The organism is Luteimicrobium xylanilyticum (assembly GCF_009429125.1).
Classification (GTDB): Bacteria; Actinomycetota; Actinomycetes; order Actinomycetales; family Cellulomonadaceae; genus Luteimicrobium; species Luteimicrobium xylanilyticum.
Map to the genome: position 1 here is coordinate 157,172 of NZ_CP045529.1, position 26,704 is coordinate 183,875.

A 26,704-nucleotide genomic window follows, 5' to 3' on the forward strand; every position below is an offset into this window, starting at 1 on the left:
GTGGCCTTCGGCATATCCGCACCCGACCAGACCGACGGGCTCCACCGCGAGGCCCGGCTCGACGGGCCACGACGCCGGGGCTTCTTCGAGGGCGCCCCGGGGCGTCGTCCGTCGGAGACGCGGCTCAGGAGCCCGAGGTACGCGTTCCGCACTCCGGACAGAAGCGCGCGCTCTCGGGGAGCTCGGCCTCGCATCCCGCGCACGTGGTCGTCCGGGCGAGCGGGGAGCCGCACTCGGCGCAGAACTTTCCGCCGGACGTGCGTGCACCGCACGACGGGCACGCGGCGACGACGCGCTCGGCCACGTTCGTCCCCCGCAGGAGGTCGGTGCTCTCGAGTCGCTCGCGAGCCTGCTCACGGCGGGCGTCGGCCTGCAGCCTCGCGAGCTCGTCGTTGAGCTCCGGGGCGCAGCGCACGCACTGGCCGACGGGCTCGTTCCAGCAGACCTCGTGGCAGACCCAGTCGCCGCACCCGCGGCACTGCGTGAAGTTCGGGGCGATCTCCGTGACGGCCTTCGCGAGTGCGCGGTCCTTCGCGGTCGAGTTGGTGCCGCGGTTCAGCATGAAGTCGTCCGCGGCGTTACCCAGGTCGCGCAAGGGCCCGCCAACCATGTCGCCGAGGGACCGCAGCAGGCCGCGGCCCGTGGTCGCGGAGTCCCTCTGAAAGGCCGAGCGGTAGCCGTTGCCGCAGCGTTCGCAGTGGAACTCGAACTGGTAGCCGTTCGTGTTGGAGAGGTCGGAGTAGTTGTCGGTGAAAGGAATCGCCTCGGTCACCCGGGCCACGCTACTGCGACGGTGGCCTGCAGCGACAAGTGCTCCGCGGGGTGAAACCGGGCTCGGTCCCGGTCGAGCCCGCTGCGGCCGCCGGGTCTAGGGCGTGTCTCCAAACCGTTTGGTCGGGCGCGCGGCAGACTCGCGGGGTGAGTTCGAGGACGTCGGTGTTGACCGATGAGCAGTGGGAGCGGATCGCACCGTTCATGCCGAAGGCGGGCCCGAAGGGCGGTCGCCCGCACGCGGATCACCGTGTGGTGATGGAAGGGATCATCTACCGGTATCGGACGGGGATCCCCTGGCGGGACCTGCCCCGTGAGACCTTCGGCCCGTACCAGACGGTCTGGAAGCGGCATCACCGGTTCGTGGTGGACGGGACGTGGGACCAGATCTGGTCGGCGCTGCTCGCGCAGGCGGACGCGGACGGGCAGATCGACTGGGAGGTCGCGGTCGACTCCACGATCAACCGGGCCCACCAGCACGCGACGAACACGACCCGTCCCGAGCAGGACACGGGGGGCCGCGGCGAATCACAAGAACCGCGACCGTGAGCCTGTCCACAACGAACCTGCAGGTCACGGGATCGGAAGATCTCGTGGTGGGCTGACGACCAAGGTCCACCACGCGGTGGACGGTCGGGGCCGGCCCTTGGCCGCGGTCGTGACCGCTGGGCAGTGTCACGACGGCCAGCAGCTCAAGGCCGTCCTGGCCGACGTCTGGGTACCCCGCGAGGTCGGTCGCCCACGCACGACGCCGGACGCGTTGCTCGCGGACAAGGCCTACTCGTCCGCAGCCACCCGCGCCGACCTGCGCGCCCGGCGCATCCAGGCCGTGATCCCCGAACGCGCCGACCAGAAGGCCAACCGCAAGCGCAAGGGCTCCGCCGGCGGTCGGCCACCGGTGACTGACTTCGAGAAGTACAAGAAGCGCAACGTCGTCGAACGGTCCTTCAACCTGCTCAAACAGTGGCGCGCCCTGGCCACCCGTTACGACAAGCACGCCACGATCTACCGCGGCGCGGTCGTCCTGGCCGCCATCATCGTCTGGCTACGCAGTTAGGAGACACGCCCTAGGCCTCGGCGTCGGCGCGCTCGGCGTCCCGCTCGGCCTTCGCCTCCTGCTTGGAGTGCGGGACGGCGCGCTTCGGCCGGATCGCCGGGACGTCGCCGACGATCGGTACGGGCTTGCGGTTGAAGCGGAACCCGTAGCGCACCGCGAGGCCGGCCATCGTGGTGATCCGGTTGCGCGCGCCCAGGAGCGACCCGATGTGCACGAAGAGCCAGACCCACCAGGCCGGGTAAGCCGTGAGCTCGACCATGCGCGACATCCCGGGGACCTTGCGCAGGAACGGGACGGCGTGCAGGACCGGGAGGTACGCGATGCCCGGGAGCTCGCCGATCGCAGAGCGTCGCCCGATGATCGCGAGCTGACCCTTGTCGTAGTACTCGAAGGCCTGGGTCGGCTCCCCGGCGATCAGGCGCATGATCTGCTTCCCGACGTGCGTACCGCCCTGGATCGCCGGCTGAGCGAGCTGCGGCAGGTCCTGGGGCCCCACCGCGACGTCGCCGGCCGCGAACACGCCGGGCAGCCCCTCGACCTGCAGGTCCGCGCCCGTGCGGATGCGGTTGCCCTTGTCGAGGGGGAGCGACCAGTCGGTGACCTCCTCGTGCGGTGCGACGCCCGTCGCCCAGATCGTGAGGTCGGACGGGATCCGGCGGCCGTCGGTGAGCTCGACGGCGTCGGGCATGACCTTGGCGACGCCCGCACCGAGCATGAGCTCGACGCCGCGGTGCTGGAGCTGGTGGGACGCGTACTTGCGCAGCTTCGGCGTGAACGGCTTGAGGACGTCCTTGCCGCGCTGCACGACCGTGATCGAGAAGGCCTCGCCGTCGATCTCCGGGTAGGCGGGCATGAGGCCCTGCTCACGGAGCTCGGCGAGCGCGCCGGCCATCTCCACCCCCGTGGGACCGCCGCCGACGATCACGACCCGTAGCCCGTCGTGCCGGGTCGGGCTCTGCGCGGCCTTCTCGAGACGCGTGAACAGCGTGTCCCGGATCTTGATGGCCTGGGACCGCGAGTACATCGAGAACGCGTACTCCTTGGCGCCGGGGGTGCCGAAGTAGGTGGTCGTGACGCCGTTCGCGAGGACGAGGTAGTCGTAGTCGAGGTTCTCGCCGTTGAGGAGCGTGATGCGCTTCGCCTCGGTGTCGATCTCCATGAGGTGCTCGTGCACGACGTCGACGTTGTGCTGCTTGAAGCGGAGCGCGCGCAGGAAGTGGGTCACGTCGCCCGGGTTCAGCCCGCCGGTCGCCACCTGGTAGAGCAGCGGCTGGAACGTGTTGTAGACACGCCGGTCGACGAGGGTCACCCGGACGGGTGCGCCAGCGAGGGCCTTGACCACGTGGATGCCCGCGAAACCACCGCCGACGACCACGACGTGGGGGCGGCTGTCGGGTGCGGTTCCGGTCTGCGAGTTCGTCACAACCCTCCACGGTACCGGGGTCGGGGGGTGGCTGCGGGCCGCGGGCCACCCGATGTGGCTCAGGTCTCGTCGGGGAAGACCTCGGCGTCGGCGGTGGGGATCGGCGCCCCGGCGGGCATCCCGACGTCGACGTACTGCTCGTAGTAGGCGCGCCAGCGCTCGCGCGCCTCGGCGGTGTGCGGGCCGGCAGGTGCGTCGTCGGCGAGATGGGCCTCGAGCTCGTCGAGGCAGACCTCCCATCCCGCCGCGTTGCGCGCGGCCGAGTCGCGCAGGTCGAGGACGTCGGTGAGCACGAGCCGGGCGGCGGGTTCGCCGCCTCCCGTGGGTTCGCCGTCGGACACCTCGAACCACAGCTCGTCCTCGCCCCAGGTGAAAGCGAAGGACCGTGGCGGGTCGTACGCGAGGACCTCGCCCCGGGCGGACGGGCGGTTCGGGTCGTCGGTGAGCTCGACGGGGCTGCCGACGTGCGGGCGGTAGGTGACGGTCTGCGGGAACCAGGTCCGCATGTCGGTGGGGTCGCTGACCGCGCGCCAGACCCGGTCGGCCGTCGCGGGAAGGTCGACGGTGAACCGGACTGCGACGCGCCCGTCCAGGTCCACCAGGGTGCCGTGTCTCATGCCGCCTCCCACGCCGTCGAACTGGCTTCCACGCTAACGCGGGACGGACGTCCCAGCCCGACGACGGCGGCCGTCCCCCGGTGGGAGGACGGCCGCCGCGTGCCGGGCCGGGGACGGCCCCGGCGTCGACGGTCAGTTGCGGACGATCGTGAACGTGCTGGTCGTGTTCTTGATGTCCTGGGCGTTGTTCGCGAACGTCAGCCCGTTGAACGTCGCCGTGCCGACCGCCGGACCCTGACCGGCCTCGGGCTGCTCGTTGACCCAGATGCCGAACCCGGACTTCGCGTCGAAGGCGTCGCCGCTCTTCTTGGCGCCGGTGATGGACACGTCGGTGAGCACGGTGTCCTCGATCGGGTTCTGCGGGGTCGAGCCGACGTAGTTCGTCTGGAACATGATCCCGGAGTACGTCGGGTCGATGATGTCGACGTCGTTCATCCGGATCGCCGTGAACTTCTGCGAGGCGGAGAACAGCCAGATCGCGGGGAACGTCTGCGAACCCCAGAAGTGGCCACCGTCGCGTTCGAGCGTGACCCCGTCGAACACGGTCTGCTCGGGGCCGAAGTCCTCCATCGAGTAGCCGAAGTTCAGCGACGAGATCGTGATGCCCGCGTAGACCAGGGTGTCCGCGACGTAGACGTTGCGGACCGTGTTGTCCTGGCCCCCGTAGACGGCGATCCCCGCGGCGCGCCACGTGAGCTTGGCGGTGAGGTTCTCGAGCACGTTGCCCGACTCCCCGGTGCCGCCGTTGTCCTTCGCGGCGAACAGCGCGAAGCTGTCGTCGCCCGTGGAGCGCGCCTCGTCGTTGGCGACGCGGTTGCCGCTCGACCCGTTGGTGAGGTTGATGCCGTCCGCGAAGGTGTCACGGATCCGCATGTTCGTGAACGTCGAGTCGTCGACGTTCGTGCCCCACACGGCGCAGACCTGGTGCTCGACCCAGATGTCGTCGATCGTCAGGTTCGAGACGCCCGTCAGGTCGAAGACCTTGCCGGGGCCGTCGATGCGCGCCACGTAGTTGCCGAACCACGCGAAGTCACGGAACTTCGAGCCCTGCGCCGTCGTGTCGACGCGGAAGCCCGTGTCGGTGTCGGACTGCGACGGGTCGGAGTGGAACCGCGTGTACCAGACGCCGGCACCGACGATGTCGAGCGCCTTGCCGTAGACCTGGAACTTGTTCGACACCGTGTAGTCGCCGGCGGGCAGGTAGACGCCCTTGATCTTCCCCGTCGTGTCCTGGCGGGCCTTGTCGAGCGCGTCCTGGACCGCCTGCTGCGTGAAGCCGGTCGGCTCGACGTACGCCGAGGAGTCGGGGTTGGCCTGCTGCGAGGCCTGCTCGAGGTCGACGAAGTCCACCGCGATGTTCCCGGTGTTCGCCGCGTCCTTCTGGAGCCGGATCGTCGAGCCCGCCTTCACGGTCGTGCCGAGGAGGATGTTCGCCTCGTCGTAGACGTGCCGGGGTGCCCCCGAGCCCGGGGTGTTCTGCGGGTTCGTCTCGTCGCCGTAGAGCCACGCGTACGCGGACGTCAGCGGGAGCGCCTTGAGGAACGTCCCGTCGACGTACACGTTCACCGACGACGTCGTCCCGTCGGGGATGGAGAAGCGCGCGACCAGGGTGTTGGTCGACGCCTTCGTGGTCCACTCCACGTACGAGCCGGTCTGGTCCAGCGCCACGGCCTTGCGGCCCGACGCCTCGCCCGCGAGGTCGCCCACGGTCCGGTTCGGGCCGAGCACGACGGCGCCGCCGCCCGTCCGGCCGTCCTCGGCCTCGTAGGTGTCGTACGGCATGTTGGCGCCGCGTCCCACGAAGAACGAATGCGACTGCGTGTTGTTGGCCTTCTTCGCGGCGATCTCATTGGCGTCGTCCGCGACGGTCACGGTGACCGTGTACTTGCCGTTCGCGGCGGTCCAGGACCCGAGCGAGACCTGGGCGTTGCCGCCCGCCGCGATCGCGCCGCTCACCGAGCCGGTGAGCGTCTTGACCGTCGCGCCGTCCGCGTCCTCGACCGTCGCGGTGATCGCGTGCGACCCGGAGGCCGCCGCGACGTTGCCCTGGTTCGCGACGACCGCGGTGAACTGGACGGTGTCGCCCGCGGCCGGCGTCGACGGCGACCACGAGACCGTGGGCACGAGGTCGGAGCTCGGGACCGCACTGACCACGAGGGCCGTCGGCGACGTGTAGGCGTTGTCGGTCTCGTCCTGCTCGACGACGACGCCCGCGGAGTCCGCGGTGGCGCCGACCCGGTACGAGTCCGCGTTCAGTGCGCCGACGTTCGCCGTGACGGTGGCCTGGCCGCCCGCGGCGATCGCGGCGACCGGCTTGGTGGCGACCGTCGTGCCGTTCAGCTGGAACGAGACGCTGCTCGCGGCCGCGTCACGGTCGCCCGTGTTCTTCACGACCGCGCTGAGCGTCACCTGGTCCGTCTCGACGGGGTTGGCAGGCGACGACGTGACGCTCGTGACCTGCAGGTCCGGGTTCGGCGCGGGGGTGCCGTAGACCTCGAGCTCGGCGACCTGTCCGTTGCTCGAGCCGCTGTTCGCGGTGAACGTGAGCCGGACGTCGGACGCGGTCCCGGACACGGGGATCGTGACCGTGTTCCCGCCGGACGGGTTGAACGCGTACGTCGCGGACGACTTGAGCGTCGTCCACGTCGACGAGCCCGCCGCGCGGCCCTCGATGCTCAGGGTCTGCGTGCGCGCGCCCCAGGCGGAGTCCGGGTTGAGCTCGAGCACGACGTCCGAGAGCGTCGTGTCGGAGCCGAGGCTCACCGCGAGCGTGCTCGGGTACGCGCCCGCCGCGCCCTCCCAGTAGGTGGCGACGTCGCCGTCGTTCGCGTTGGTCGCCGCGTACGTCCAGCTCACCGACGACGCGGTGATCGTCTTCCCGAGCGCCACGTTTCTGCCGGTCGGTGTGCCGGGGTCGGTCGTGCCCGGGTCCGTGGGCTCCGTGGTGCCCGGGTCGGTGGGCTCGCCGCCGCCGGCGTCGTCGCCGTAGACCTGCAGCTCCGCGAGCTGCGCCGCGTTCCAGCCGCTGTTCGCGCTGACGGTCACGCGCACGTAGCGCGCCGCCTGGTCGGGCACGTCGAGGTTGACGGTGTTGCCCGACGCCGGGTCGAACGTGTACGTCGCGGCCGCCTTCGCCGTCGTGAAGGACGAACCGTCGGTGCTGGTCGACACCGCGAGCGTCTCGGTGCGCGACTCCCAGCCGTCGGGGAGCTGGAGCGCGACCCGCTGGACCGTGCGGCTCTGGCCGAGGTCGACCTGCGCCCACTGCGGGAACTGGCCGCCCGTGCCCTCCCAGTAGGACGACTTGGCGCCGTCGGTCAGGTTCGAGGCCACGTACGGGGCGTTCCCCGAGCTGGCCGTGGCGGTCTTGCCCTGCGAGAGCAGCGTGCCCTCGGTGCCGCCGTCGCCCGTCCCGGTCGAGCCGCCGGTGCTGCCGCCGTCTCCGCCGGCCGACGAGCCGTGCACGACGAGGCCCGAGAGCTGGCCTGCGGGCCAGCCGGTGTTCGCGCTGAACACGAGGCGCACGTAGCGGGCGTCGGCGTCGGGCGTGTCGACCGCGACCGAGTTGCCGGACGCCGGGTCGAACGTGTAGCCCGTCGCGCCGACGAGCGAGGAGAAGCTCGAGCCGTTCGTGCTGGTCTGGACCTGGACGGTCTCGGTGCGAGTGGTCCAGGAGGCGTTGTCCGGGAGCTGGAGCACGAGGTCCGTCACGTGCTGCGTGCTGCCGAGGTCCACCTGGACCCACTGGGGCAGGCTGTCGTTGCTCGACTCCCAGTAGGTGCTCTGGTCGCCGTCCGTGATGTTGCTCGCCTGGTAGGTCTGCGACACGCTCGAGGCGGTCGCGGTCTTGCCCTGGGCGAGGTCGGTGCCGGCGGCGTTCGCGCTGCCGCCGAGCACCAAGCCCGCCGGGAGGAGCAGCGCCGCGCCCGCGGTCGCGGCGAGGGTCTTGCTGACTGTTCGTCTCATGATCGTCGTCGATCTCCTTGTGGTCCCTGGCCCTGTGGTCCGTGGTCGGACCGAGCGCGCGAGGCACCCCGGGGGTGGTGGGGCTCGCGCGGCGCCCTCGTCGTCGACGGGCCGCGCGTCGTGCCGCTCCGCTTGCCTGCGCTCGGATGGTGCAAGCCGTTTGCGCAAATCAGTACGTCGATGTGCGATGTGCGAACGGCTTCTTTCGTTCCCCTGGGGAGACCTTACGAACCGGGGACGGTGAGGGCAAGAGCAAGCGGAGAAATGTGGCGATGGGTGCGCTCCCACGAGGCGCGACGCCGTCCGAGGCGCGTGGCAGGCTCGGGGCATGACAGAGACGCCCGCCCCGTTCCCGCTCCCCGAGGCCGACTGGTCGCTGGTCGAGGTCCCCACGGCGCTCGCGATGGTCCGCGGGCAGCTCGGGTTCTCGTGGTCGGTGCTCGCGCGGCGGCTCGCGACGTTGACCCAGGACGACCTCGACCGGGAGCCCGGACCGGACGCCCTGCGCGTGGTGCGACGGGGCGAGCAGCGGTCGCCGCGCGTCGTCGGGACGGGGGAGTGGGTGTCCGAGTGGCCCGAGGGCGAGGACTCGTCCCAGCCGCGGACCATCGGCTGGCTCGTCGCCCACCTCACCGAGGCGTTCTTCGAGCGGTGGGAGTGGACGTTCGGGGAGCGCCGCCGGCGACGCGAGGACGTCGAGCTGTCCGGCGAGGTGGGGCCCGCGGTCGCGGGCCTCGTCGCCCAGGTCACGCGCTGGCGGACGGCCGTGGACGCGCTCGACGACGACGCGGTCTTCACGGTCGGGCTGAGCCAGGCCGAGGGGGTGGACCGGATCGCGCCGTTCGGGCACCTCGTGCTGCACATGAACCGCGAGCTCATCCACCACGGTGCCGAGATCATGATGCTGCAGGACCTGCACCGCGCCCGCGGCTGAGCGGGTCGTTCCGCTCAGCCGCGGGCGGGGTCGGTCAGCGGCCCAGCCTGATCACCTTCCCGCTCGACGGCGAGGTCGCCGTCCCGGCCTGGTACCCGGCCTTGCCGGCGGTCACCGTGACCGAGAGCCGCTTGCCGACGTCGGCGGCGGTGGGGGTGTAGACGGCCTTCGTGGCGCCCTTGATCGGGGTGCCGTCCGCGTTCCACTGGTAGGTGAGCTTGACCCCGGTGACCGACCACAGGCCGGGTGTCGCGACGTACGGCAGCCCGACGATCGGCAGGCCTACCGCGAGCGGCGGGAGCAGCGCCTTCGGGGCGGCCTTGAGCGGCGTCGTCACGTCGACACCCGCGACCTTCGCGAGCGTGACCACGGCGTCGTACGCGTCCCCGGCCTCCTGCAGGTGCTCGGCGTCGGCCGTGGCCGTCACCGGGCCGGCGTCGGGCGTGGAGCCCTGCCCGACGACCGCCTGCTGGGCGAGGTCCCGGGCGAGCGACACGACGGTGTCGGCCTGGGTCAGCACCGTCGGGTCGATCGGGTGCTGCTGGGCCTCGTCGATGCCGGAGTCGTCGACCTGCGCCTTCGTGGCCTGTGTGAGGGTCTTCGCGGCGGCCGCGACGAGCCGGAGCCCGGCGTCGGCGTCGTTCAGGGTCCCGTCGGCCTTCCAGACCTCCGCGTCGAGGAGCGCCTGCACGGCCTTCTTCGGCTCGCCCGAGAGCGACCCGACGAGAGCCGTCAGGCGGGCACGCGGCGCGTCCGTCCGCAGGCCCCAGCCGTACGCCCACGCGGGTTCGTACGAGGCGTCGCCGACGTTGACCGGGACCTGGTCCATCGACGCCGGCCAGCTCAGCGGGAGGCGGCCGGTGAACGGCGCGTCCCCGAGCAGGACGCTCGCGACGCCCTCGCCCTCGGTGCCCGGCAGGAAGCCGGCGACGATAGCGCCGGCTTCGTCCTGGACGTCGCCCAGCATCATCGGGCGGCCCGAGACGACGAGCACGACGCACGTCGGGATCGCCGCGCACACCGTGTCCACGGCCTTCTTGTCGGCCGCGGTGAGGTTGAGGGTGTGCCCGTTGTTGCCGACGTCGCCCTGTCCCTCCGCGTACGGGGTCTCGCCGACCACGACGAGGCCCGCGTCGTACCCGCTCGGGTCGGCCGAGGCCGTCTTCGAGTAGGTCACCGAGAGGTCCGGCGCGGCGGCCTCGATCCCGTCGAGGATCGTGGTGCCGCTCGTGTGCGTGCCCGACTGGCCCTGCCAGGTGATGGTCCAGCCGCCGGTCTGGTTGCCCAGGTCGTCGGCGTTGGACCCCGCCACGTAGAGCTTGCCGGTCTTCTTCAGGGGCAGCGCGCCGCCCGTGTTCTTGAGCAGGACCTGCGACTCGGCGGCGGCCTGCGCGGCGGTGGCCCGGTGGGCCGCCCCGCCGAACTGGTCGCGCTGGCTGTCGTCCGTGAACGGGTGCTCGAAGAGCCCGAGCTCGAACTTCTGGGTGAGGATCCGGCGGACGGCGTCGTCGACGCGCGCCTGCGGGACCTGCCCGGCGTTCACGCCGTCGACGATCGCGGTGATGAAGTCGCCGAAGTTGTACGGCGCCATCGCCATGTCGATGCTGCCCGTCGTGACGGCACGCACGGCCTTCTCCGCGTACGTGCCCCCGGGCAGCTTGTCGATCGCCTGGTAGTCGCTGATGAGGAAGCCGTCGAAGCCCATCCTGTCCTTGAGCAGCGACTGGTTGAGCGGCTCCTCGGTCATGCGCACGGGGTCCGCACCGTCGATCGACAGGGCCGAGTACGACGGCATGATCGACCCGACGCCCGCCTGGATCGCGGGCACGTACGGCGTCGCGTAGAGCTTCTCGAAGACGTCCTGCGAGGGGACGTTCGTGATGCCCTGGTCGATCGGGTAGCCGCCCGTCCCCGCGACGGAGTCGTCGTAGGTCGTGCCGCCGTCGCCGGCCCAGTGCTTCGCGGACGCGAGCACCTCGTCGGCGCCGGACTTGTCGGCCGGGTCGGAGCCCTGCAGGCCCTCGATCGCGGACGTCGCGAACGAGGACACGAGCGCCGGGTCCTCGCCGAACGACTCGTACGTCCGCCCCCAGCGCTCGTCGCGCGTGACGCACAGGCACGGCGCGAACGCCCAGTTGACGCCCGTCGTCCGGGTCTCGGACGCGGTCTCCTCGCCGACCTTCTCGACGAGCGCGGGGTTGCGCGTCGCACCGAGGCCGATGTTGTGCGGGTAGATCGTCGCGTCCTTGACATTCGAGTGCCCGTGCACGGCGTCGGCGCCGTAGAGGAGCGGCACCTGGAGCGGGGTCGCGAGCGCCTCGCGCTGGTAGCCGTCGATCATGTCGGCCCACGCCTGCGGGGTGTTGGCCGCGGGCGTCGAGCCGCCGCCGGAGAGCACCGAGCCGAGCCCGAGCGTCGTGATCTGCTGCGGTGTGGCGAGGCCCAGCCGCTCGGCCTGCGCCATCTGCCCGACCTTCTCCTGGAGGGTCATGCGGCCCAGCAGGTCGTCGACGCGCTGCGCGGTCGGCAGGGAGGCGTCGAGGTAGGGCAGACCGTGGGCGTTGACGACGACGCGCGGCGCCTCCGCGGGCGCGGTCGCCCCCGCCGACTTGAGCGTGACCGGGATAGTCAGCGCCTCGCTCGCCGGCGTGCCGGCGGTCGTGGCGACGTCCACGGTCTGCGTCGTCCCGGACTCGGCGCCCGCGTCGAAGGTGAGCGTGCCCGACGCCGCAGCGAAGTCGGTGCCGTCCTTCGCGGTGCCGCCGCCGGTCGACCAGTCGACGGTGGTGGCCTTGGCGAGCGGCTTTCCGTCGGCCGTCGTGAGGCCGACCTCGACGTGTGCGGTGCCGCCCGGGTCGACGAGGTAGGCGTCCTGGTCGGTCGTGATCGTCGTCGCGGCCGCGACGGCCGGGGTGCCGTACAGCTCGACGTCGTCGATCGAGTACGGGGTGGCGCTCGCGGTCCCGGCCGGGAACGTGAACGCGTAGCCCCACGACGACGTCAGGTCGAGCGTGCCGTTCTTTGTCTCGTCGCCGCCGGGCTGGTTCGCGCCGAGCCGGAACGCGGAGAAGGGCAGCGAGACGAGCTTCCAGCGCGACCCGTCGGCGCTCCAGTTGTCCTTGAACGTCGCGATCCAGCTCTCGGCGTGCTCGGCGTCGGGGCCGCCGTCCTTGAGCTCGACCTGGATGGTCGCGCCCGCCGTCGGCGAGGCCGGGTTGTTGGGCTGCGAGGCGTACCACCAGAAGCGGAGGCCCCGGAAGGACGACCAGTCCTGCGCGGCGGCGAGGTTGTCGGAGAACCCGCCGTAGCCGCCGTCGGGCACGAGGTACTGGCCGCCCAGGACGTGGTTGTCGGCGGCGTCGCCCCGGGCCAGACCCGTCGCGGCGAGGGTGACGTTCGCGTCGGACGAGCCCCACGCGAAGTAGCCGGTCTTCGCGGTCGCGTCACCGCTCACGCCGTGCTCGAAGTCGTCGAGCAGGACGGCGCGCTGGTCGAGCGAGAAGCCGTCGAACGTGAACGTGCCGGCACCGAGGCCCGTGAGCGTCACCGCGAAGCCCGTCGACGTGGCCGGCGCGAACGCCTTCGCGGTCACGCCGCTCTTCGGCTTGAGGTCCTTGAACAGGACGCTCACCTTGCGCCAGCCCGTCGTGTCGTCGGTGACGTTCGTCGCGAAGCCGAGCTCCTTGTCGCTGGCGTCGCGGTTGTGCAGCTCGACCGAGAACGTCTTGCCGCTGCCCTGGCCGAGGAACCAGAACGAGAACCCGTCGTAGGCCGACCAGTCGAACGTCTCGGAGGCGTTGTCGACCCGGTGCTCGTACGTGAAGCCGCCGTAGGTGCCCGCGGTCGCCACGGTCGCGGTGAGCGCGTGGTTGCCGTCCGCGGCGCCCGGGACGGACGCGTCCGCGACCGTCGCCAGCTTCGGGGTGGCACCGGCGTCCGAGCCCCAGACCGCGTACGTCGACGGCACGCCCTGCTCGAAGCCCTCGAGCAGCGTGGACGTTCCGGCGTCGGGCAGGGTGCCCGTCGGGGTGAGGGTCACGTCCGTGGACGCGGCGCTCGCGAGGGCCAGGCCGTCCGACGGGCCCGAGAGCGCGACCGTGAAGGCCTTGTCGCCCGCGAGCGCGCCTGCGCTCGTCGTGTGCACGACGACGGACTGCTGGGTCTCGCCGGCCTCGAACGTGAGGTCCTGGTCGACGGCCTCGTAGTCGGTGCCGGCCTTCGCCGTGCCGTCCTTCGTGGCGACGTGGACCTTCTGCTCGGTGCTCGCGGGGTTGCTCAGGGTCACCGGGACGGTGACGTCCTTGCCGGCGCCGACGCTCAGGGTGCGGGCGCCGACGGCGACCTGCGGGGTGTCGAACGCGCCCGCGACGGACAGCGTGTAGATCGAGTAGCCGTAGTAGTGCAGCTTCGGCGCCTCCCACGTGGACGCCGCGCGCTTCTTCATGTCGATCCGGACGTAGCGCGCGTGCGCGGGGGAGTCGAACGTGACGGCGTCCGTGCCGCCGTCGCCGGTCGTCGTGCTGTACGCCGTGCTCCACGAGTCCGGGTCGTCGGGGTTGCCGAGCGCGGTCTCGACGTCGTAGGCGACCGCGTACGACGCCTCCCACTTGAGCGTGATCCCGTCGACGGTCGCGGGGGCGCCGAGGTCGGACGTGAGGGTCGCGGTGTAGGTGGCGTCGGCGTCGTCGGGGCCGTTGCCGCTGGCCCACCGGGTCGAGTCGTCGCCGTCGATCGCGTTGGAGGCCGGGAACGTGCCGTCCCCGTCGTCCTGGAAGGCGGAGGCCGTCACGGTGCCGAGCCGGGCGAGGTCGGTGGGGCCGTCGTCGGCGGCCGCGGCGAGGGGCGCGACGGCCCCCGTGGCGGCTACCGCGAGCCCCGCGACGAGCGCGAGACCGCGCGCCCGCCGGTGGTCGAGTCGTCTCAAGGTCACTCCTTCGTGAGCGAGCCGGACGTCGTCGTCCGGCTGTGGAGCCGATTGCGTTCCATTGTGTTCAACCTTTGAACTCAATGTTCCAGCAGTCTGCCCGGGTCGTCCGCCCTGGCGCAACAGGCCGGATGACACCGCAGCCCCAGGCCCGTCACAGCGAACGCATGGGTCGGCATGACGGAATGGAAGCCACCACACCGAGAGGAACCCGATGTCTGCCTATGCCCTCATGGCCGTCGATCTCGTCGCGATCAGCGTCCTCGTGTTCGCGGTCTACCTGCCGCGCCACCACCGGCGCGACCTCGTCGTCGCGTACCTCGGGGTGAACGTCGGGGTGCTCGCGGTCGCGGCGGTCCTCGGGCAGAGCACCGTGGGGGCCGGGCTCGGCCTGGGGCTGTTCGGGGTGCTCTCCATCATCCGGCTGCGCTCCACCGAGCTCTCCCAGCACGAGGTGGCCTACTACTTCGCGGCGCTGGCGCTCGGCCTCATCGCGGGCCTCGACGCCGCGCCGGCCGGGCTGAGCATCGGCCTCATGGCCCTCGTCGTCGTCGTGCTCGCGCTCGCTGACACCCGGCGGCTGCTCTCGCGCTACCGCCAGCAGACGCTCGTCGTCGACCGCGCCATCACCGACGAGACCGCCCTCGTCGCCTACGTCGAAGGGCTGCTCGGCGCACGCGTCGACCACCTCGACGTGCAGCGGCTCGACCTCGTCAACGACACCACCGTCGTCGCCGTGCGGTACGAGTCGAGCGCCCGCGGGCGTGCCGCCGACCAGGTCCCGTTCGAGCTGCCCGCCACCGAGGGGGCGCAGCGATGAGTGCCCTCGCCGCGCTCGCGGCCGTCGGGCTCGACGAGCTGCAGGAGAGCGCCGCCCTCCAGACCCGCGTCGACCGCAAGTACCTCGTCCCGGACACCTTCGTGGACACGCTCCTGGAGCGCGTCGACGGCGCGGTGCGCGTGCTCGACATCGACGGCCAGCGCTCCTTCGCGTACGAGTCCGTCTACTTCGACACCCCCGCCCTGGCGAGCTACCTGGGCGCCGCGCACCGGCGTCGGCGGCGGTTCAAGGTCCGCACCCGGACCTACGTCGACTCCGGGCAGTGCTGGGTCGAGGTCAAGACGCGCGGCACCCGCGGCACGACCGTGAAGAACAGGGCCCCGCACCCGCTCGACGCGCGGACCACGCTCGACGACGGCGCCCTCGACTTCACGGCACAGGCGCTCGACGACGCGCGGGTCCGGGAGATCGACGGCGGCATGGTCCCCACCCTGCTCAGCACCTACGAGCGGGTCACGCTGCACGTCCCCGCTGCGCCGGGCTCGGGCCGGCCCGACTCGCGCACCACGATCGACACGGGCCTCGTCTGGACGGACGTCGCGTCCGGCGCCCGGCACGCGCTCGGCGGCTGGGCCGTCGTCGAGACCAAGACCGGCTCGACGCCGTCCGCGACCGACCGGCTCCTGTGGGAGGCCGGGCACCGGCCCGTCCGCATCTCCAAGTACGGGACCGGCATGGCCGTCCTCCACCCCGAGCTCCCGGCGACGCCGTGGCGGCGCGTGCTGCGACGGCACGTGACCGCCTGACCGCCGGCCCCCCCGACCGCACGATCGATTGGAGCAACGACCATGCGACGCACCCTCGTCCGCATCGCCCTTCCGACCACCGTCCTCGCGGCGCTCCTCGCCGGCTGCTCCGGCGGCGACGACGAGTCCGGCTCCGACCCCACCTCGACGGCGTCCGCGCAGGAGGTCCTCGAGAAGGTCCGCCAGGTGACGGCCGACTCCGTCATGGCGGAGAACACCGCCGCCCACGAGTCGGACACCACCGCGTCGTCCGACGCCACCACCATCACGCTGTCGGGCACGTCCGCGACCGTGGACGGCGACGGCGCGACGGCCGACGGCAGCACCGTGACGATCACGGCCGCCGGCACCTACCGGATCTCCGGCACGCTCACGGACGGCAAGGTCGTCGTGGACACCTCCGGCGCCGACGGCACCGTCAACCTCGTGCTCGACGGCGCCGACCTCACCAGCAGCACAACGTCGCCCCTGCAGGTGCTCGACGCGGACGACGTCGTCGTGACCCTCGCGAAGGGCACGACCAACCACCTCGCCGACACCACGTCGTACGCGGACGACGACGACGCGAGCGGTGCGCTGTTCAGCAAGGCCGACCTCACCATCACCGGAGCCGGGAAGCTCACCGTCGACGGGAACGCCAACGACGGGATCGTCAGCAAGGACGGGCTCGTCATCGCGTCGGGCGACATCACCGTGAACTCCGTCGACGACGGCATCCGCGGCAAGGACTACCTCGTCGTGCAGGGCGGGACGCTCGTCGTCGACGCGAAGGGCGACGCGCTCAAGTCCGACGACGACGAGGACGCGAAGCTCGGCTACGTCCAGGTCACCGGCGGCACGCTCACCCTCACCGCCGGTGACGACGGGCTCACCGCGACCACCGACGTCGTCGTCACCGGCGGCGACCTCACCGTCGTCACCGACGGCGGCCACACCACGAAGGTCGGAGAGGACGAGTCGCCCAAGGGCCTCGTCGCGGACGCGAACATCGTCGTGGGCGGGGGCACCCTGTCGGTCGACGCCGCCGACGACGCGGTGCACTCCGACGGCGTCGTGGCCGTGACCGACGGCGACCTGACCATCCAGGCCGGTGACGACGCGGTCCACGCGGACTCGGCGCTCGCGGTCTCGGGCGGGACCATCGACGTGAAGACCGCCTACGAAGGGCTCGAAGCCGCCGTGATCTCGGTGTCGGGCGGCAGCACCACGCTCGTCACGTCCGACGACGGCGTGAACGGGTCGTCCGGGTCGTCGTCGACGAGCGAGGCCGCCGGCGGAGGCGGCGAGCCGCCGCAGGGCGGGGAGATGCCGACGGACCTGCCCGAGGGCGGACCCGAGAGCGGCGAGATGCCGACCGGCATGCCCGACGGCGGACCCCAGGACGGAGAGATGCCCGAGGGCGGTGGAGGCCCGCAGGGCGGTGGCGGTGGCGGCGAGGAGGCCGACGACTCCGTGCTCATCGACATCACCGGCGGCACCCTCGTCGTCGACGCCGACGGCGACGGCCTCGACTCGAACGGGAACATGACCATGAGCGGCGGCACGGTCGTCGTGTCCGGGCCGACGAACGACGGCAACGGCTCGCTCGACTACAACGGGACGTTCACCGTCTCCGGGGGCGAGCTGATCGCCGTCGGGTCCTCGGGCATGGCGCAGACCCCGTCCGACACGTCGACCCAGTCGTTCGTCGGGCTGACCGCCGACGCCGCTCAGAAGGCCGGCACGGTCGTGCACGTCGTCGACGGCGACGGGAAGGTCGTCGCGTCGTTCACGGCGAGCAAGGACTTCAGCTCCGTCGTCTACTCGTCCTCCGACGTCACGAAGGGCGACACCTACACCCTCGTCGCGGGCGGGAAGGCCGGGACGAAGGTCGCCGGCGGGCTCTCGCACGGGGGCGACGCGTCGGGCGGCACGAAGATCGCGACCGGCACGGCCGGCGAGGCGACGAGCGGCATGGGCGGTCCCGGCGGCATGGGCGGGGGGCCCGGAGGCCAGCAGGGCTCGGGCGAAGGTCAGTCCGACAGCTGAGGCGGCACGACGCAGACGCCGTCGACGCACACACCGACGGCGTCTGCGCCGTCCGCGCCGGCCACGACGACGAGACCCGGGGTGTCGCCCGCTGCCGGGCCGGCCACCCGGACCAGACCGGGGAACGGGGGCGCGACGAGGTCGACGCGCGGGGAGGGGGCGTCGTCGGGCGCGGGAGCGCCGGGGGAGACGGGCTGCTCAGGCGACACCGGACGTCTCCGGCTCTCGCCCTGCGTCTGTCCTCTCAGCGACCACGCGCTCGAGGACGGCCGAGAACGTCTCGGGCGACTGCGCGCCCGAGACGCCGTACTTCCCGTCGAGGACGAAGAACGGCACCCCGTTGATGCCGAGGGCGCGCGCCTGGGCGATGTCGGCGGCGACGTCGTCGGAGTAGCGGTGGTCCGTGAGCGCCGCGCGGGTCTCGTCCGCGTCGAGCCCGACCTCCGTCGCGAGCTCGACGAGCTCGTCGACGTGCCCGACGTGCTGCGACTCCGTGAAGTACGCGCGCAGCAGGCGCTCCTTCATCTCGACCTGGAGGCCGTGCGCCTTGGCGTGGTGGAGCAGCTCGTGCGCGAGCAGCGTCTTCGTGTGCCGGAGGGTGTCGAAGTGGTACTCGAGGCCCTCGGCCGCGGCGAGCTGCGTCATCTGGCCGAGCATCTGCTCGACCTGCGCCGGCGCCATGCCCTTGTGGTGCGCGAGGAAGTCGATCTCGGAGCCCTCGAAGTCGACGGGGGTGTCGGGGGAGAGCTCGAACGAGTGGTATTCGATCTCCACGGCCGGCGCGCCGGGCTGGGCGAGCGCGGTCTCGAGGCGGCGCTTGCCGATGTAGCACCAGGGGCACGCGACGTCGGACCAGATGTCGACCTTCACGGGGGCGGCGGAGGAAGTCATGCCTAGGGCAACCGTGACGGCGCGTGCCCCATTCCCCCACACGCGTGTTCGCAGGTCCGAAAGCCTGGGGCGGCGGCGGTCGGCAGACTGGACCGGTGACCTCCGCCACCACGCCGAGCCCCGCGCCCGACGCGCGCACCCTGCGCCGCTGGCGCCGCTACCTCGCCGACGAGCGCGCCGAGGCCGCCGTCTACCGCGACCTCGCCCGCCGGCGCGACGGCGAGGAGCAGGCCATCCTGCTCGCGCTCGCCGACGCCGAGGGCCGCCACGAGCAGCACTGGCTCGACCTCCTCGGTGAGCGGGTCGGGCCGCCGCTGCGCGGGGACTGGCGCACCCGGTTCCTCGGCGTGCTGGCCCGCCGGTTCGGCGGCGTGTTCGTGCTCGCGCTCGCGCAGCGCGCCGAGACCCGGTCCGAGTACGCCGAGGACGCCGACGCCACCCCCACCATGGCTGCCGACGAGCAGATCCACGCCGAGGTCGTGCGGGCGCTCGCGGCGCGCGGACGGGTGCGGCTGTCCGGGTCGTTCCGCGCGGCCGTGTTCGGGGCGAACGACGGCCTCGTCTCCAACCTCGCGCTCGTGCTCGGCGTGGGGGCGAGCGGCGTCGCGGCGAACGTCGTCCTGCTGACGGGACTGTCGGGGCTGCTGGCCGGCGCGCTCTCGATGGGGGCCGGGGAGTTCGTGTCGGTCCGCTCGCAGCGCGAGCTGCTCGAGGCCTCCAACCCGAGCCCCGACGCCGTGCACGCGCTGCCGCACCTCGACGTCGACGCCAACGAGCTCGCGCTCGTCTACCGGGCGCGGGGGATGACCGCCGACGAGGCGCAGGGCCACGCCGACGACGTCCTGCGGACCCTCACGGCCGCGACCGTGCTCGCGCCGGCCGACGCCGGCCCGGACGCCGACGAGTTCGAGACCCACGGGACCGCCTGGGGCGCGGCGTGGTCGAGCTTCTGCTTCTTCGCGTCGGGCGCGATCATCCCGGTGCTGCCGTACCTGTTCGGGCTCACGGGGCTCGCGGCCGTGCTGGTCGCGGCGGCGCTCGTCGGGATCGCGCTGCTCGGGACGGGGGCCGTCGTCGGGCTGCTGTCCGGGACGTCGCCCGTGACGCGCGGGCTGCGGCAGCTCGCGATCGGGTTCGGTGCGGCGGCCGTGACGTACGTGCTGGGCCTGGCGTTCGGGGGCGTCGTCGGCTGACATGGTGCCTGTGCCCGATCCCGTCGTCGTCCCTCCGTCCCGCCGCACCCCGCCGAAGCTGCCCCGGCCTGCGCCCGCTCCGGTCGTCCGCAGCGGGGTCGTCGACGCGCTCGCGCGCAGGGTCGCGGCTGCGGGCGCCGCGGCGGACCCGACCCGGTCGGCCAGGACGGTCGAGGACTTCTGGCGCACGGTCGCTGCGCGCACGCCGCTCGTCGAGCCGGCTGCCGACGACGCCCGCTCCCCGACCGCCACCGGCCACCGGACCGTGACGTTCCTGTGGCGGGACGCGGCCGCGGAGCAGGTCCTGCTGTTCGTGAACCGGCTGACCGACGAGCGCGACCTCGACGCGTCGCTCATGGAGCGCGTCCCCGGGACGGACGTGTGGCACCTGTCCTACCGGATGGAGGCCGACTGGCGGGCGTCGTACGCGTTCGTCCCGAGGGCGCCGGGCGAGCGGGCGCCGTGGCTCGGCGCCGACGACCAGGTGGCGGTGCGGGCCGCGCTCGACCAGGGCGTCGCCGACCCGCGGAACCCGCGGACCACGCGCAACCGCTCCGGGGTGACGCAGTCGGTCGTCGAGCTCCCGGCCGCGCCCTCGCAGCACTGGCTGGAGCGACGCGCCGGGACGCCCCGCGGCTCCGTGACGCCGTGCGAGGCTCCGGGCGGGCGTCGCGCCTGGGTGTACGCGCCGGCTCTCGCCGGGGCGCCGACCCCGCTGCTCGTCGTGCTCGACGGCGACGTGTGGACGGGGGCGCAGGATCTCCCGACCACTCTCGACAACCTCACCGCCGACGGCGCGGTGCCCCCGGTGCACGCCGTCCTCCTGGACGCGGGGGACCGCGAGCGCCGCTGGGCCGAGCTCGACGAGCGCGGAGGGCTCGACGACTACCTGGCCGGTCCGCTGCTCGACTGGGCGCGGGCGACCCTGCCGGTGACGGACCGGCGCGAGGACGTCGTCGTCGTCGGGCAGAGCCTCGGGGCGCTGACTGCGCTGCGCGCGCTCGTGCGTCACCCGGGCCGCGTGGGCGCGGCGCTGAGCCAGTCGGCGTCGCTGTGGCAGGAGTCGGTGCTCGACGACGCCGCCCGCGCGGACCTGCGGGGCACCCGTGCGTACCTCGAGGTGGGGCGGCAGGAGTGGGTGCTGCAGCCTCGGCACGCGCCGTTCGCGGCGCTGCTGGGCGGCGCGGGCGCGGACGTCGCCCTGGTCGAGTTCAACGGGGGCCACGACTACGCGTGCTGGCGCGGGGGAGTCGCGGACGGCCTGCGGCACCTGCTCGGTCGTCGAGACCGCGCTCGGAACGATTCGAGGCTCCCGTAGAATCCGACGAGTGCCCCGCCTCCTCGCCGACCTGACGCCCCTGCGCGTCAGCCCGGCGTACCGGCGGCTCTGGCTCGGGCTCGGGGTCTCCAACCTCGGCAGCCAGCTCACCGTCGTGGCCGTGGGCCTCCAGGTCTACGCGATCACGGGCTCGACGTTCGCCGTCGGGATCCTGGGCATGTTCGCGCTCGTCCCGCTCGTGCTGCTCGGGCTCTACGGCGGGGCGCTCGTCGACGCGTTCGACCGCCGCAAGGTGGCGCTGCTCGCGTCGTCGGCGCTCTGGATCATCACCGGCCTGATCTTCCTCCAGGCGGCTCTCCGCCTCGACAACGTGTGGGTGCTGTACGCCCTGATCGCCCTGCAGTCCGCCGCGTTCGCGATCAACAATCCCGCGCGGACCGCGATCATCCCGCGGCTCGTCCCGGCCCGGCTCCTCGCCCCCGCGAACGCGCTCCAGACGCTCTCCATGTCGATCGCGCTCACCGTCGGCCCGCTCGCGGGCGCGTTCCTCGTCGCGGCGAGCGGCTTCGCGAGCGCCTACGCGATCGACTTCGTGCTGTTCACGTTCGCGCTGTGGGCGCTCTTCCGGCTGCCGCCGCTGCCGCCGCTCGAGCCGACCGCCGGGTCCGCGTCCGCGGGCCCGCAGGTCGAGGTCGAGCGTGAGCTGCTCGACGGCGCAGGCGGCGCCGCGAGCGAGGCCGACAGTCCCGTGGTCGTGCCCCCGCGGCGGACGGTCGTCGGCCTCGGCTCGGTGCTCGAGGGTCTGCGGTACCTCGGGACGCGCCCCAACGTGCGCATGACGTTCCTCCTCGACCTCGCCGCGATGATCCTCGCGATGCCGCGTGTCGTCTGGCCGGCGGTCGGCGTCTGGTACCTGGGCGGCGGCTCGACGACGACCGGCTGGCTCAACGCCGCCTTCGCGATCGGGTCGGTGCTCGCGAGCCTCCTGTCGGGCGGGTTCGCGCACGTGCACAAGCAGGGCCGCGCCGTCGTGCTCGCGGTGTGGTCGTTCTCCGCGTCGACGCTGCTGTTCGGCGTGGTGCTCGTGGTCACGGGTCGCGACAAGCCCGACCACGTGCTGGTGTGGGCGCTCGTGCTGGCCGGGGTCGCGCTGGCGCTCGCGGGTGCGTCCGACGGCGTGAGCGCGATCTTCCGCCAGACGATCCTCCAGACGGCGACCCCGGACGACATGCGCGGCCGCCTCCAGGGCGTGTTCATCGTGGTCGTCGCGGGCGGGCCGCGGCTCGGGGACGTCGTCGTGGGGGCGGGGGCGAGCTGGCTCGGGGAGGCGTGGGCCGTCGTCGTGGGGTCGATCGCGTGCGCGGTGGTCGTCGGGCTGCTGGTGCGCTGGAGCCCGCGCTTCCTCGCGTACGACGCGCGGCACCCGGAGGCCTGAGACCGGCTCGCTCGGCCCGGCGCCCGGCACTCCTGGCGCCAACTGGTCCAGACCACTACTCTGGGGGCACTCGTCCGCGCGCCCTGCACCGCAGCAGGGCCGAACCGCAGGAGGCAACACCCATGGAGCGCACCGTCGTCGTCGCGATCGAGGAAGGGCTCCACGCCCGTCCCGCCGCCCTGTTCGTCCAGGCGGCCGCAGCACAGCCCGTGCCGGTGACCATCCGGAAGTCGTCCGAGACCGAGGACCTCGAGGCCGACTCGATCCTCTCCGTCATGACCCTCGGCGCCGGTGCCGGCACCGAGGTCGTGCTCACCACACCGGGTGACACCGACGACGACGTCGCAGCGCTCGACGCGCTCGAGGCCTTCCTGTCGCAGACCGTCATCGCCTGACGGCGACGTGCCACACGGGCGGGGCACGCGAATGGCCGCCTCGAACCGGACGCTGACGGTCTGGTGCTTCCTCGACGCCCGCGGGGCCGAGCTCGCGCTCGACACGGTCACCAAGAACCTGCCCGACGTCGACAAGGTCCTGCGCGAGCACGTGAGCATCGTCTGGCACGTCGACGTCCCCGCGCCCGGCTGGCAGTACGCCCAGGACCGGGTCGGACGGCGCGACGACGACGCGCGGTCCGGGCCGCGGCGGTTCTTCCGCGCGGTCACCGCGATGCTCGGCCGTGGCATCGAGTATCCCGGCACCCGGACGCTGTCCGACGCGTTCATCTTCGCCGGGATCGGCGAGGACGTGGAGGAAGCGGTCGCGCGCGAGCTGCACGTCGACAGCTCCGCGCTGCTCCTGCTGACCGACGGCCCCGGTCCCGACGTCGAGACCGTCCGGCACGCGCGGCCCACGTTCACGCTGACGCGGTCCGGCACGGCGCTGCGCAAGGTCTCGCTGCTCGAGGGGTTCGCCGACCTCGGCGGCGTCGACCGCTACCGCGGCACCTGACGTCACCGTCGGCGGGCGGAGCGCCGCCCTCGGCGCCCACCGACCGATCGTCCGCTGCGTCCACCGGGCGCGGCAGAGCCCCGGACCGTAAGGGTCCGGGGCTCCGTCGTGTCGCCCTGCGGTCGGTCCGTACCGACCGACGAGGTCAGGCGGTGGTGCCGCCCGACGTGTCGCCGCCCGGTCGTCGGTTGGCCGGTTCGTCGACCACGGCCTCGACCGAGGCCATGACCGCCGGGTCCGACTTCTCCGCCGCGGTCTCGGCGGGCTGGTCGAACAGCACGGAGTCCTGGCCGGTCTCGTCGTCGTCCTCGCGCCCCGGCGTCCTCAGCTGCCACTTGGTGATGACCCAGCGGAAGATGAAGTAGTAGATGACGCCGTACGCGAGTCCGATCGGGATCAGGAGAAGTGGCTTCGTCGCGATGTTGAAGTTCAGGAGGTAGTCGATCGCGCCTGCGGAGAACCCGAACCCGTCCTTGATCCCGAGCGCGTTGACGAGCGCGAGGGAGGTTCCGGTGAGCACCGCGTGGATCGCGTACAGGGGGTACGCGATGTAGACGAACGAGAACTCGATCGGCTCGGTGACGCCCGTGATGAACGAGACGAGCGCGGCGGAGCCCATGATGCCTGCGACGATCTTGCGGTTCTTGGTCTTCGCGGTGTGGATGAACGCGAGGCAGGCGCCCGGGAGGGCGAACATCATGATCGGGAAGAACCCGGTCATGTAGCCGCCGGCGGTCGGGTCGCCGTGCAGGAAGCGTGCGATGTCACCGTGCCAGACGGCGCCGCTCGAGTCGGTGTAGCTCCCGAGCTGGAACCACGGGAACGAGTTGAGCAGGTGGTGCAGGCCTAGCGGGACCAGCAGGCGGTTCGCCGTGCCGTAGATGAAGCCCCCGAGGACGTCGTTGTGCGTGGTCCACTCGCCGAAGTTCGTGAGCCCGGTGTTGAACCACTTGTAGACGAGCGACATGAGGACCGCGATGATGATCGACGCGAACGCGGTGATGATCGGCACGAACCGGCGGCCACCGAAGAACGCGAGCGCCTGGGGCAGCTTGATCCGGTAGTACTTCTGGTACAGCAGTGCGGCGGTGATGCCGATGATGATGCCGCCGAGCACGCCGTAGTTGACGAGCTCCTGCTCCTGTCCCTTGGCGGGGAGGCCGAGGACGTGCGGCGACATCGCGTTGCCCACGCCCTGGTACACGAGGTAGCCGATGACGGCGGCGAGCGCCGTCGAGCCGTCCGACTTGCGGGCGAAGCCGATGGCGACGCCCACCGCGAACAGCAGCGCGAGGTTGGCGAACAGTGCGTTGCCCGCGGCGGCCATGACGTCGGCGACGGGCTGCAGCCAGCTCGCGTGCTTGGCGAGGCCGTCGGCGCCGAGCATGTCGGCCTGGCCGAGGCGCAGCAGGAGGGCTGCGGCGGGCAGCGAGGCGATCGGCAGCATCAGGGCGCGGCCGATGCGCTGCAGCTGAGCGAATCCGGGGATGCCTCTCTTGGTCGAGGCGTCCGCTGTGGTGGCGGTCATACGGGGCACTCCTCATCGTGTGCTCGTCGTCGCCGAGCACGGCGGGCGCCCACCGTGGTCGGCGTCGTCGGCTCGGCAGCTCGTGGGGCGGGACGGTCGGGGAACCGCGACCCGGCCCCCACTAGGATGTCTGGACCAGTGGGCCTAGAGTGGTCTAGACATTCGGTCCTTGTCAAGGATTTGTGAAGGAGGCGGCGTTGGCTCCCGACTACAAGCACGTGCGCGTCCGCGACTATCTCCGCGGACTGGTCGCGCACGAGCTCGTCGTCGGCGACACCATCCCCTCCGAGCGCGAGCTGTGCGAACGCTTCGCCGTCTCCCGCATGACCGTGCGCCAGGCCATCGACGCGCTCGTCAACGAAGGCCTCCTCCATCGCGAGCAGGGACGCGGCACGTTCGTCGCGCCGCCGCGCACCGACATGGAGCTCCGGCTCGTCGGTTTCGGCGACGACATGCGCCGCAGGGGCATGAGCCCGCACACCGAGCTGCTCGACGCCGAGACCGTCGAGGCGCCCTGGGACGTCGCCGAGGCGCTCGAGCTCGAGCCCGGCGCCGCCGTCCACCACGTGCAACGGCTCGGGTGGGCCGACGGGCGGCCCATGGCCCTCGAGGAGGCCTGGGTGCCCGCGACGATCTTCCCCCACCTGCTCGACGGCGCCCCCGACGCCTTCCCCGAGAGTCTCTACGCGACGTTCCGCGACCACGGGCACGACCCGAACTGGGGCGAGGACACCGTCTCGGCCTCCGACGCGTCCGCGCACGAGGCCGAGCTCCTGCGCCTCGGACGCGGGGCGCGTACCGTGCTGCGCATCGCCCGGCGCACGTTCGCCGACCAGGTCGCGTGCGCGTTCTCGCGATCGTGCTACCGGGCCGACCGGTACACGCTGTGGGTGCCCCTGACCGCGCCCAACCCCGTCGTCACGCCGCGCACCCAGGGCGCGGCGACGAGCACCGTCGACGCCTCCCCCACAGGCGCCGCCCGGACGATCCAGGAGGTGAGGCGATGACGTCGCCCCACGACGACCAGGCCGGCCGCATCCTGCGTGCGCTCGGCGGTGTCGACAACATCGTCGAGATCGAACCCTGCACCACCCGGCTGCGGTCCGAGGTCAAGGACCCGGCCGCCGTCGACCAGCCCGCCCTGCGTGCGGCCGGCGCCCACGGCGTCGTCGTGTCCGGGCGGGTCGTGCAGGTCGTGATCGGCCCCGCGGTCGACGTGCTCGCCAGCGAGCTCGAAGATCTCATGTAGGACCCATCCATCCACCCACCCAACCGGACCAGGCGCAGAAGCCTGACTCCACCGAGAAGGAGCACCAGATGAGCAAGGCGGAGCAGATCCTCGCCGGACTCGGCGGGGACGACAACATCGTCGACCTCGAACCCTGCATCACGCGTCTGCGCGTCGAGGTCGAGGACCCGGCCCAGGTCAACGAGGCAGGTCTGAAGGCGGCCGGCGCGATCGCCGTCGTCCAGTCGGGCAAGGTCGTCCAGGTCATCGTCGGCCCCGAGGCCGACACCCTCGCGTCAGACATCGAGGACCTGCGCTGATGGCGGCCGTGCTGCCGGTCGCGGCGCCGCTCGGCGGCACGGTCGTCGAGCTGGCCCAGGTCGACGACCCGGTGTTCAGCGCGGCCCTCGTCGGGCCGGGGATCGCGATCGACCCCGGCGCGGCCGCCGAGTCGACGGCTGTCGCGCCGGTCGCCGGGACCATCGCCAAGCTCCACCCCCACGCGTTCGTCGTGAAGACGGACGACGGCGTGGGGATCCTCGTGCACCTCGGCATCGACACCGTGCAGCTCCAGGGCGCCGGCTTCACGCTGCACGCCGCCGAGGGCGACCGGGTCGAGGCGGGCCAGGCGCTCGTCACGTGGAGCCCGGGCGACGTCGTCGCCGGGGGCCGGTCGGCCGTGTGCCCCGTGGTCGCGCTCGACCAGAAGCCCGAGGGCGTCGCCGTCGTCGCGGCCGTCGGGGAGCCGGTCGAGGCCGGGTCGAAGCTGCTCGAGGTCGGCTGACCAGACCCCGGGCTGCGCGCCCCACGAGAACGGGACCTGCGCCCGTCCGCTGCGGCGGGCGGGCGCAGGTCCCGTTCTCGGCGTCTGGGGAGGGTCAGCCTGGGAGCG

22 protein-coding genes are annotated in these 26,704 nt (G+C 72.3%); 14 read left to right on the top strand and 8 right to left on the bottom strand.

The genetic code is table 11. The features are described from left to right. Positions 1-124: 124 nt before the first annotated feature. The gene (locus tag KDY119_RS00705) at positions 125-772 is read right to left on the bottom strand and encodes a zinc ribbon domain-containing protein (protein WP_227994454.1); all 648 of its coding nucleotides are present in this window, start codon (positions 770-772) and stop codon (positions 125-127) included. 146 nt (positions 773-918) lie between these two features. Between KDY119_RS00705 and KDY119_RS00710 the strand changes: the two genes are divergently transcribed. After that, a protein-coding gene (locus KDY119_RS00710) for an IS5 family transposase (protein ID WP_227994583.1) occupies positions 919-1,828 on the top strand; the annotation gives its coding sequence in 2 pieces (ribosomal slippage) (positions 919-1,284 and positions 1,286-1,828; 909 coding nt in all). Positions 1,829-1,838: 10 nt separating this feature from the next. On the opposite strand, the gene KDY119_RS00715 is transcribed toward KDY119_RS00710, so the two are convergent. The 3 genes from KDY119_RS00715 to KDY119_RS00725 all read right to left on the bottom strand — a co-directional run bounded on the left by KDY119_RS00715 (position 1,839) and on the right by KDY119_RS00725 (position 7,834). Continuing rightward, the gene (locus KDY119_RS00715) at positions 1,839-3,251 is read right to left on the bottom strand and encodes an NAD(P)/FAD-dependent oxidoreductase (RefSeq protein WP_051136865.1); all 1,413 of its coding nucleotides are present in this window, start codon (positions 3,249-3,251) and stop codon (positions 1,839-1,841) included. A gap of 59 nt (positions 3,252-3,310) precedes the next feature. After that, positions 3,311-3,868, bottom strand: coding sequence for an SRPBCC domain-containing protein (locus tag KDY119_RS00720; RefSeq protein ID WP_036954227.1), 558 nt, complete (start codon positions 3,866-3,868; stop codon positions 3,311-3,313). A gap of 132 nt (positions 3,869-4,000) precedes the next feature. Continuing rightward, positions 4,001-7,834, bottom strand: coding sequence for a discoidin domain-containing protein (locus tag KDY119_RS00725; protein ID WP_036954229.1), 3,834 nt, complete (start codon positions 7,832-7,834; stop codon positions 4,001-4,003). Between the two features lie 328 nt (positions 7,835-8,162). Here KDY119_RS00725 and KDY119_RS00730 point away from each other — a divergent pair, with 328 nt between their 5' ends. Next, positions 8,163-8,768, top strand: coding sequence for a DinB family protein (locus KDY119_RS00730; protein WP_153021798.1), 606 nt, complete (start codon positions 8,163-8,165; stop codon positions 8,766-8,768). A gap of 34 nt (positions 8,769-8,802) precedes the next feature. Here KDY119_RS00730 and KDY119_RS00735 read toward each other — a convergent pair whose 3' ends face one another. Then, positions 8,803-13,692, bottom strand: a complete 4,890-nt coding sequence (locus tag KDY119_RS00735) for a glycoside hydrolase family 3 N-terminal domain-containing protein (RefSeq protein WP_148284305.1) — start codon at positions 13,690-13,692, stop codon at positions 8,803-8,805. 214 nt (positions 13,693-13,906) lie between these two features. On the opposite strand from KDY119_RS00735, the gene KDY119_RS00740 reads away from it, so the two are divergent. The 3 genes from KDY119_RS00740 to KDY119_RS00750 are packed head-to-tail and all read left to right on the top strand — an operon-like array spanning position 13,907 to position 17,307. Further along, positions 13,907-14,512, top strand: coding sequence for a DUF4956 domain-containing protein (locus tag KDY119_RS00740; protein ID WP_051136868.1), 606 nt, complete (start codon positions 13,907-13,909; stop codon positions 14,510-14,512). Then, positions 14,509-15,279, top strand: coding sequence for a polyphosphate polymerase domain-containing protein (locus KDY119_RS00745; protein WP_036954231.1), 771 nt, complete (start codon positions 14,509-14,511; stop codon positions 15,277-15,279). The genes KDY119_RS00740 and KDY119_RS00745 overlap by 4 nt, the downstream gene beginning before the upstream one ends. Before the next feature lie 42 nt (positions 15,280-15,321). Next, positions 15,322-17,307, top strand: a complete 1,986-nt coding sequence (locus tag KDY119_RS00750; RefSeq protein WP_036954232.1) for a carbohydrate-binding domain-containing protein — start codon at positions 15,322-15,324, stop codon at positions 17,305-17,307. Here the strand turns inward: KDY119_RS00750 and KDY119_RS00755 are convergent. Continuing rightward, positions 17,292-17,516: a hypothetical protein gene (locus KDY119_RS00755; RefSeq protein WP_153021799.1), complete on the bottom strand. Its 225-nt coding sequence runs from the start codon at positions 17,514-17,516 to the stop codon at positions 17,292-17,294. The genes KDY119_RS00750 and KDY119_RS00755 overlap by 16 nt on opposite strands. Beyond that, the gene (locus tag KDY119_RS00760) at positions 17,506-18,198 is read right to left on the bottom strand and encodes a DsbA family oxidoreductase (RefSeq protein WP_036954236.1); all 693 of its coding nucleotides are present in this window, start codon (positions 18,196-18,198) and stop codon (positions 17,506-17,508) included. Before KDY119_RS00760 ends, KDY119_RS00755 begins: the two co-directional genes overlap by 11 nt. 95 nt (positions 18,199-18,293) lie before the next feature. Between KDY119_RS00760 and KDY119_RS00765 the strand changes: the two genes are divergently transcribed. The 5 genes from KDY119_RS00765 (at position 18,294) to KDY119_RS00785 (ending at position 23,056) form a co-directional block, all read left to right on the top strand. Further along, positions 18,294-19,391: a VIT1/CCC1 transporter family protein gene (locus tag KDY119_RS00765; RefSeq protein WP_153021800.1), complete on the top strand. Its 1,098-nt coding sequence runs from the start codon at positions 18,294-18,296 to the stop codon at positions 19,389-19,391. 10 nt (positions 19,392-19,401) lie between these two features. Beyond that, a complete protein-coding gene (locus tag KDY119_RS00770; RefSeq protein ID WP_194174300.1) occupies positions 19,402-20,709 on the top strand; it encodes an enterochelin esterase domain-containing protein in 1,308 nt (435 codons plus the stop codon). Positions 20,710-20,719: 10 nt separating this feature from the next. Then, a complete protein-coding gene (locus KDY119_RS00775; protein ID WP_036954241.1) occupies positions 20,720-22,105 on the top strand; it encodes an MFS transporter in 1,386 nt (461 codons plus the stop codon). Positions 22,106-22,227: 122 nt separating this feature from the next. After that, complete coding sequence (locus KDY119_RS00780) at positions 22,228-22,500, top strand: HPr family phosphocarrier protein (protein WP_036954243.1); 273 nt, start codon at positions 22,228-22,230, stop codon at positions 22,498-22,500. A gap of 31 nt (positions 22,501-22,531) precedes the next feature. Then, on the top strand, positions 22,532-23,056 hold the full coding sequence (locus tag KDY119_RS00785; RefSeq protein WP_153021802.1) for a hypothetical protein: 525 nt from the start codon (positions 22,532-22,534) through the stop codon (positions 23,054-23,056). A gap of 145 nt (positions 23,057-23,201) precedes the next feature. Here the strand turns inward: KDY119_RS00785 and KDY119_RS00790 are convergent, their stop codons facing one another. Further along, a complete protein-coding gene (locus tag KDY119_RS00790; protein WP_083891151.1) occupies positions 23,202-24,584 on the bottom strand; it encodes a PTS transporter subunit EIIC in 1,383 nt (460 codons plus the stop codon). Between the two features lie 197 nt (positions 24,585-24,781). Between KDY119_RS00790 and KDY119_RS00795 the strand changes: the two genes are divergently transcribed. From KDY119_RS00795 to KDY119_RS00810, 4 genes are read left to right on the top strand one after another with little or no spacing between them, the layout of a single operon-like run. Then, a complete protein-coding gene (locus KDY119_RS00795; protein WP_227994455.1) occupies positions 24,782-25,591 on the top strand; it encodes a GntR family transcriptional regulator in 810 nt (269 codons plus the stop codon). Continuing rightward, entirely contained in the window at positions 25,588-25,833 is a 246-nt protein-coding gene (locus KDY119_RS00800) for a glucose PTS transporter subunit EIIB (protein ID WP_036954247.1), read from the top strand. Before KDY119_RS00795 ends, KDY119_RS00800 begins: the two co-directional genes overlap by 4 nt. Positions 25,834-25,838: 5 nt before the next feature. Next, complete coding sequence (locus KDY119_RS00805) at positions 25,839-26,132, top strand: glucose PTS transporter subunit EIIB (protein WP_083891153.1); 294 nt, start codon at positions 25,839-25,841, stop codon at positions 26,130-26,132. After that, complete coding sequence (locus KDY119_RS00810) at positions 26,132-26,596, top strand: PTS sugar transporter subunit IIA (protein ID WP_227994456.1); 465 nt, start codon at positions 26,132-26,134, stop codon at positions 26,594-26,596. Before KDY119_RS00805 ends, KDY119_RS00810 begins: the two co-directional genes overlap by 1 nt. Positions 26,597-26,704 lie beyond the last annotated feature (108 nt).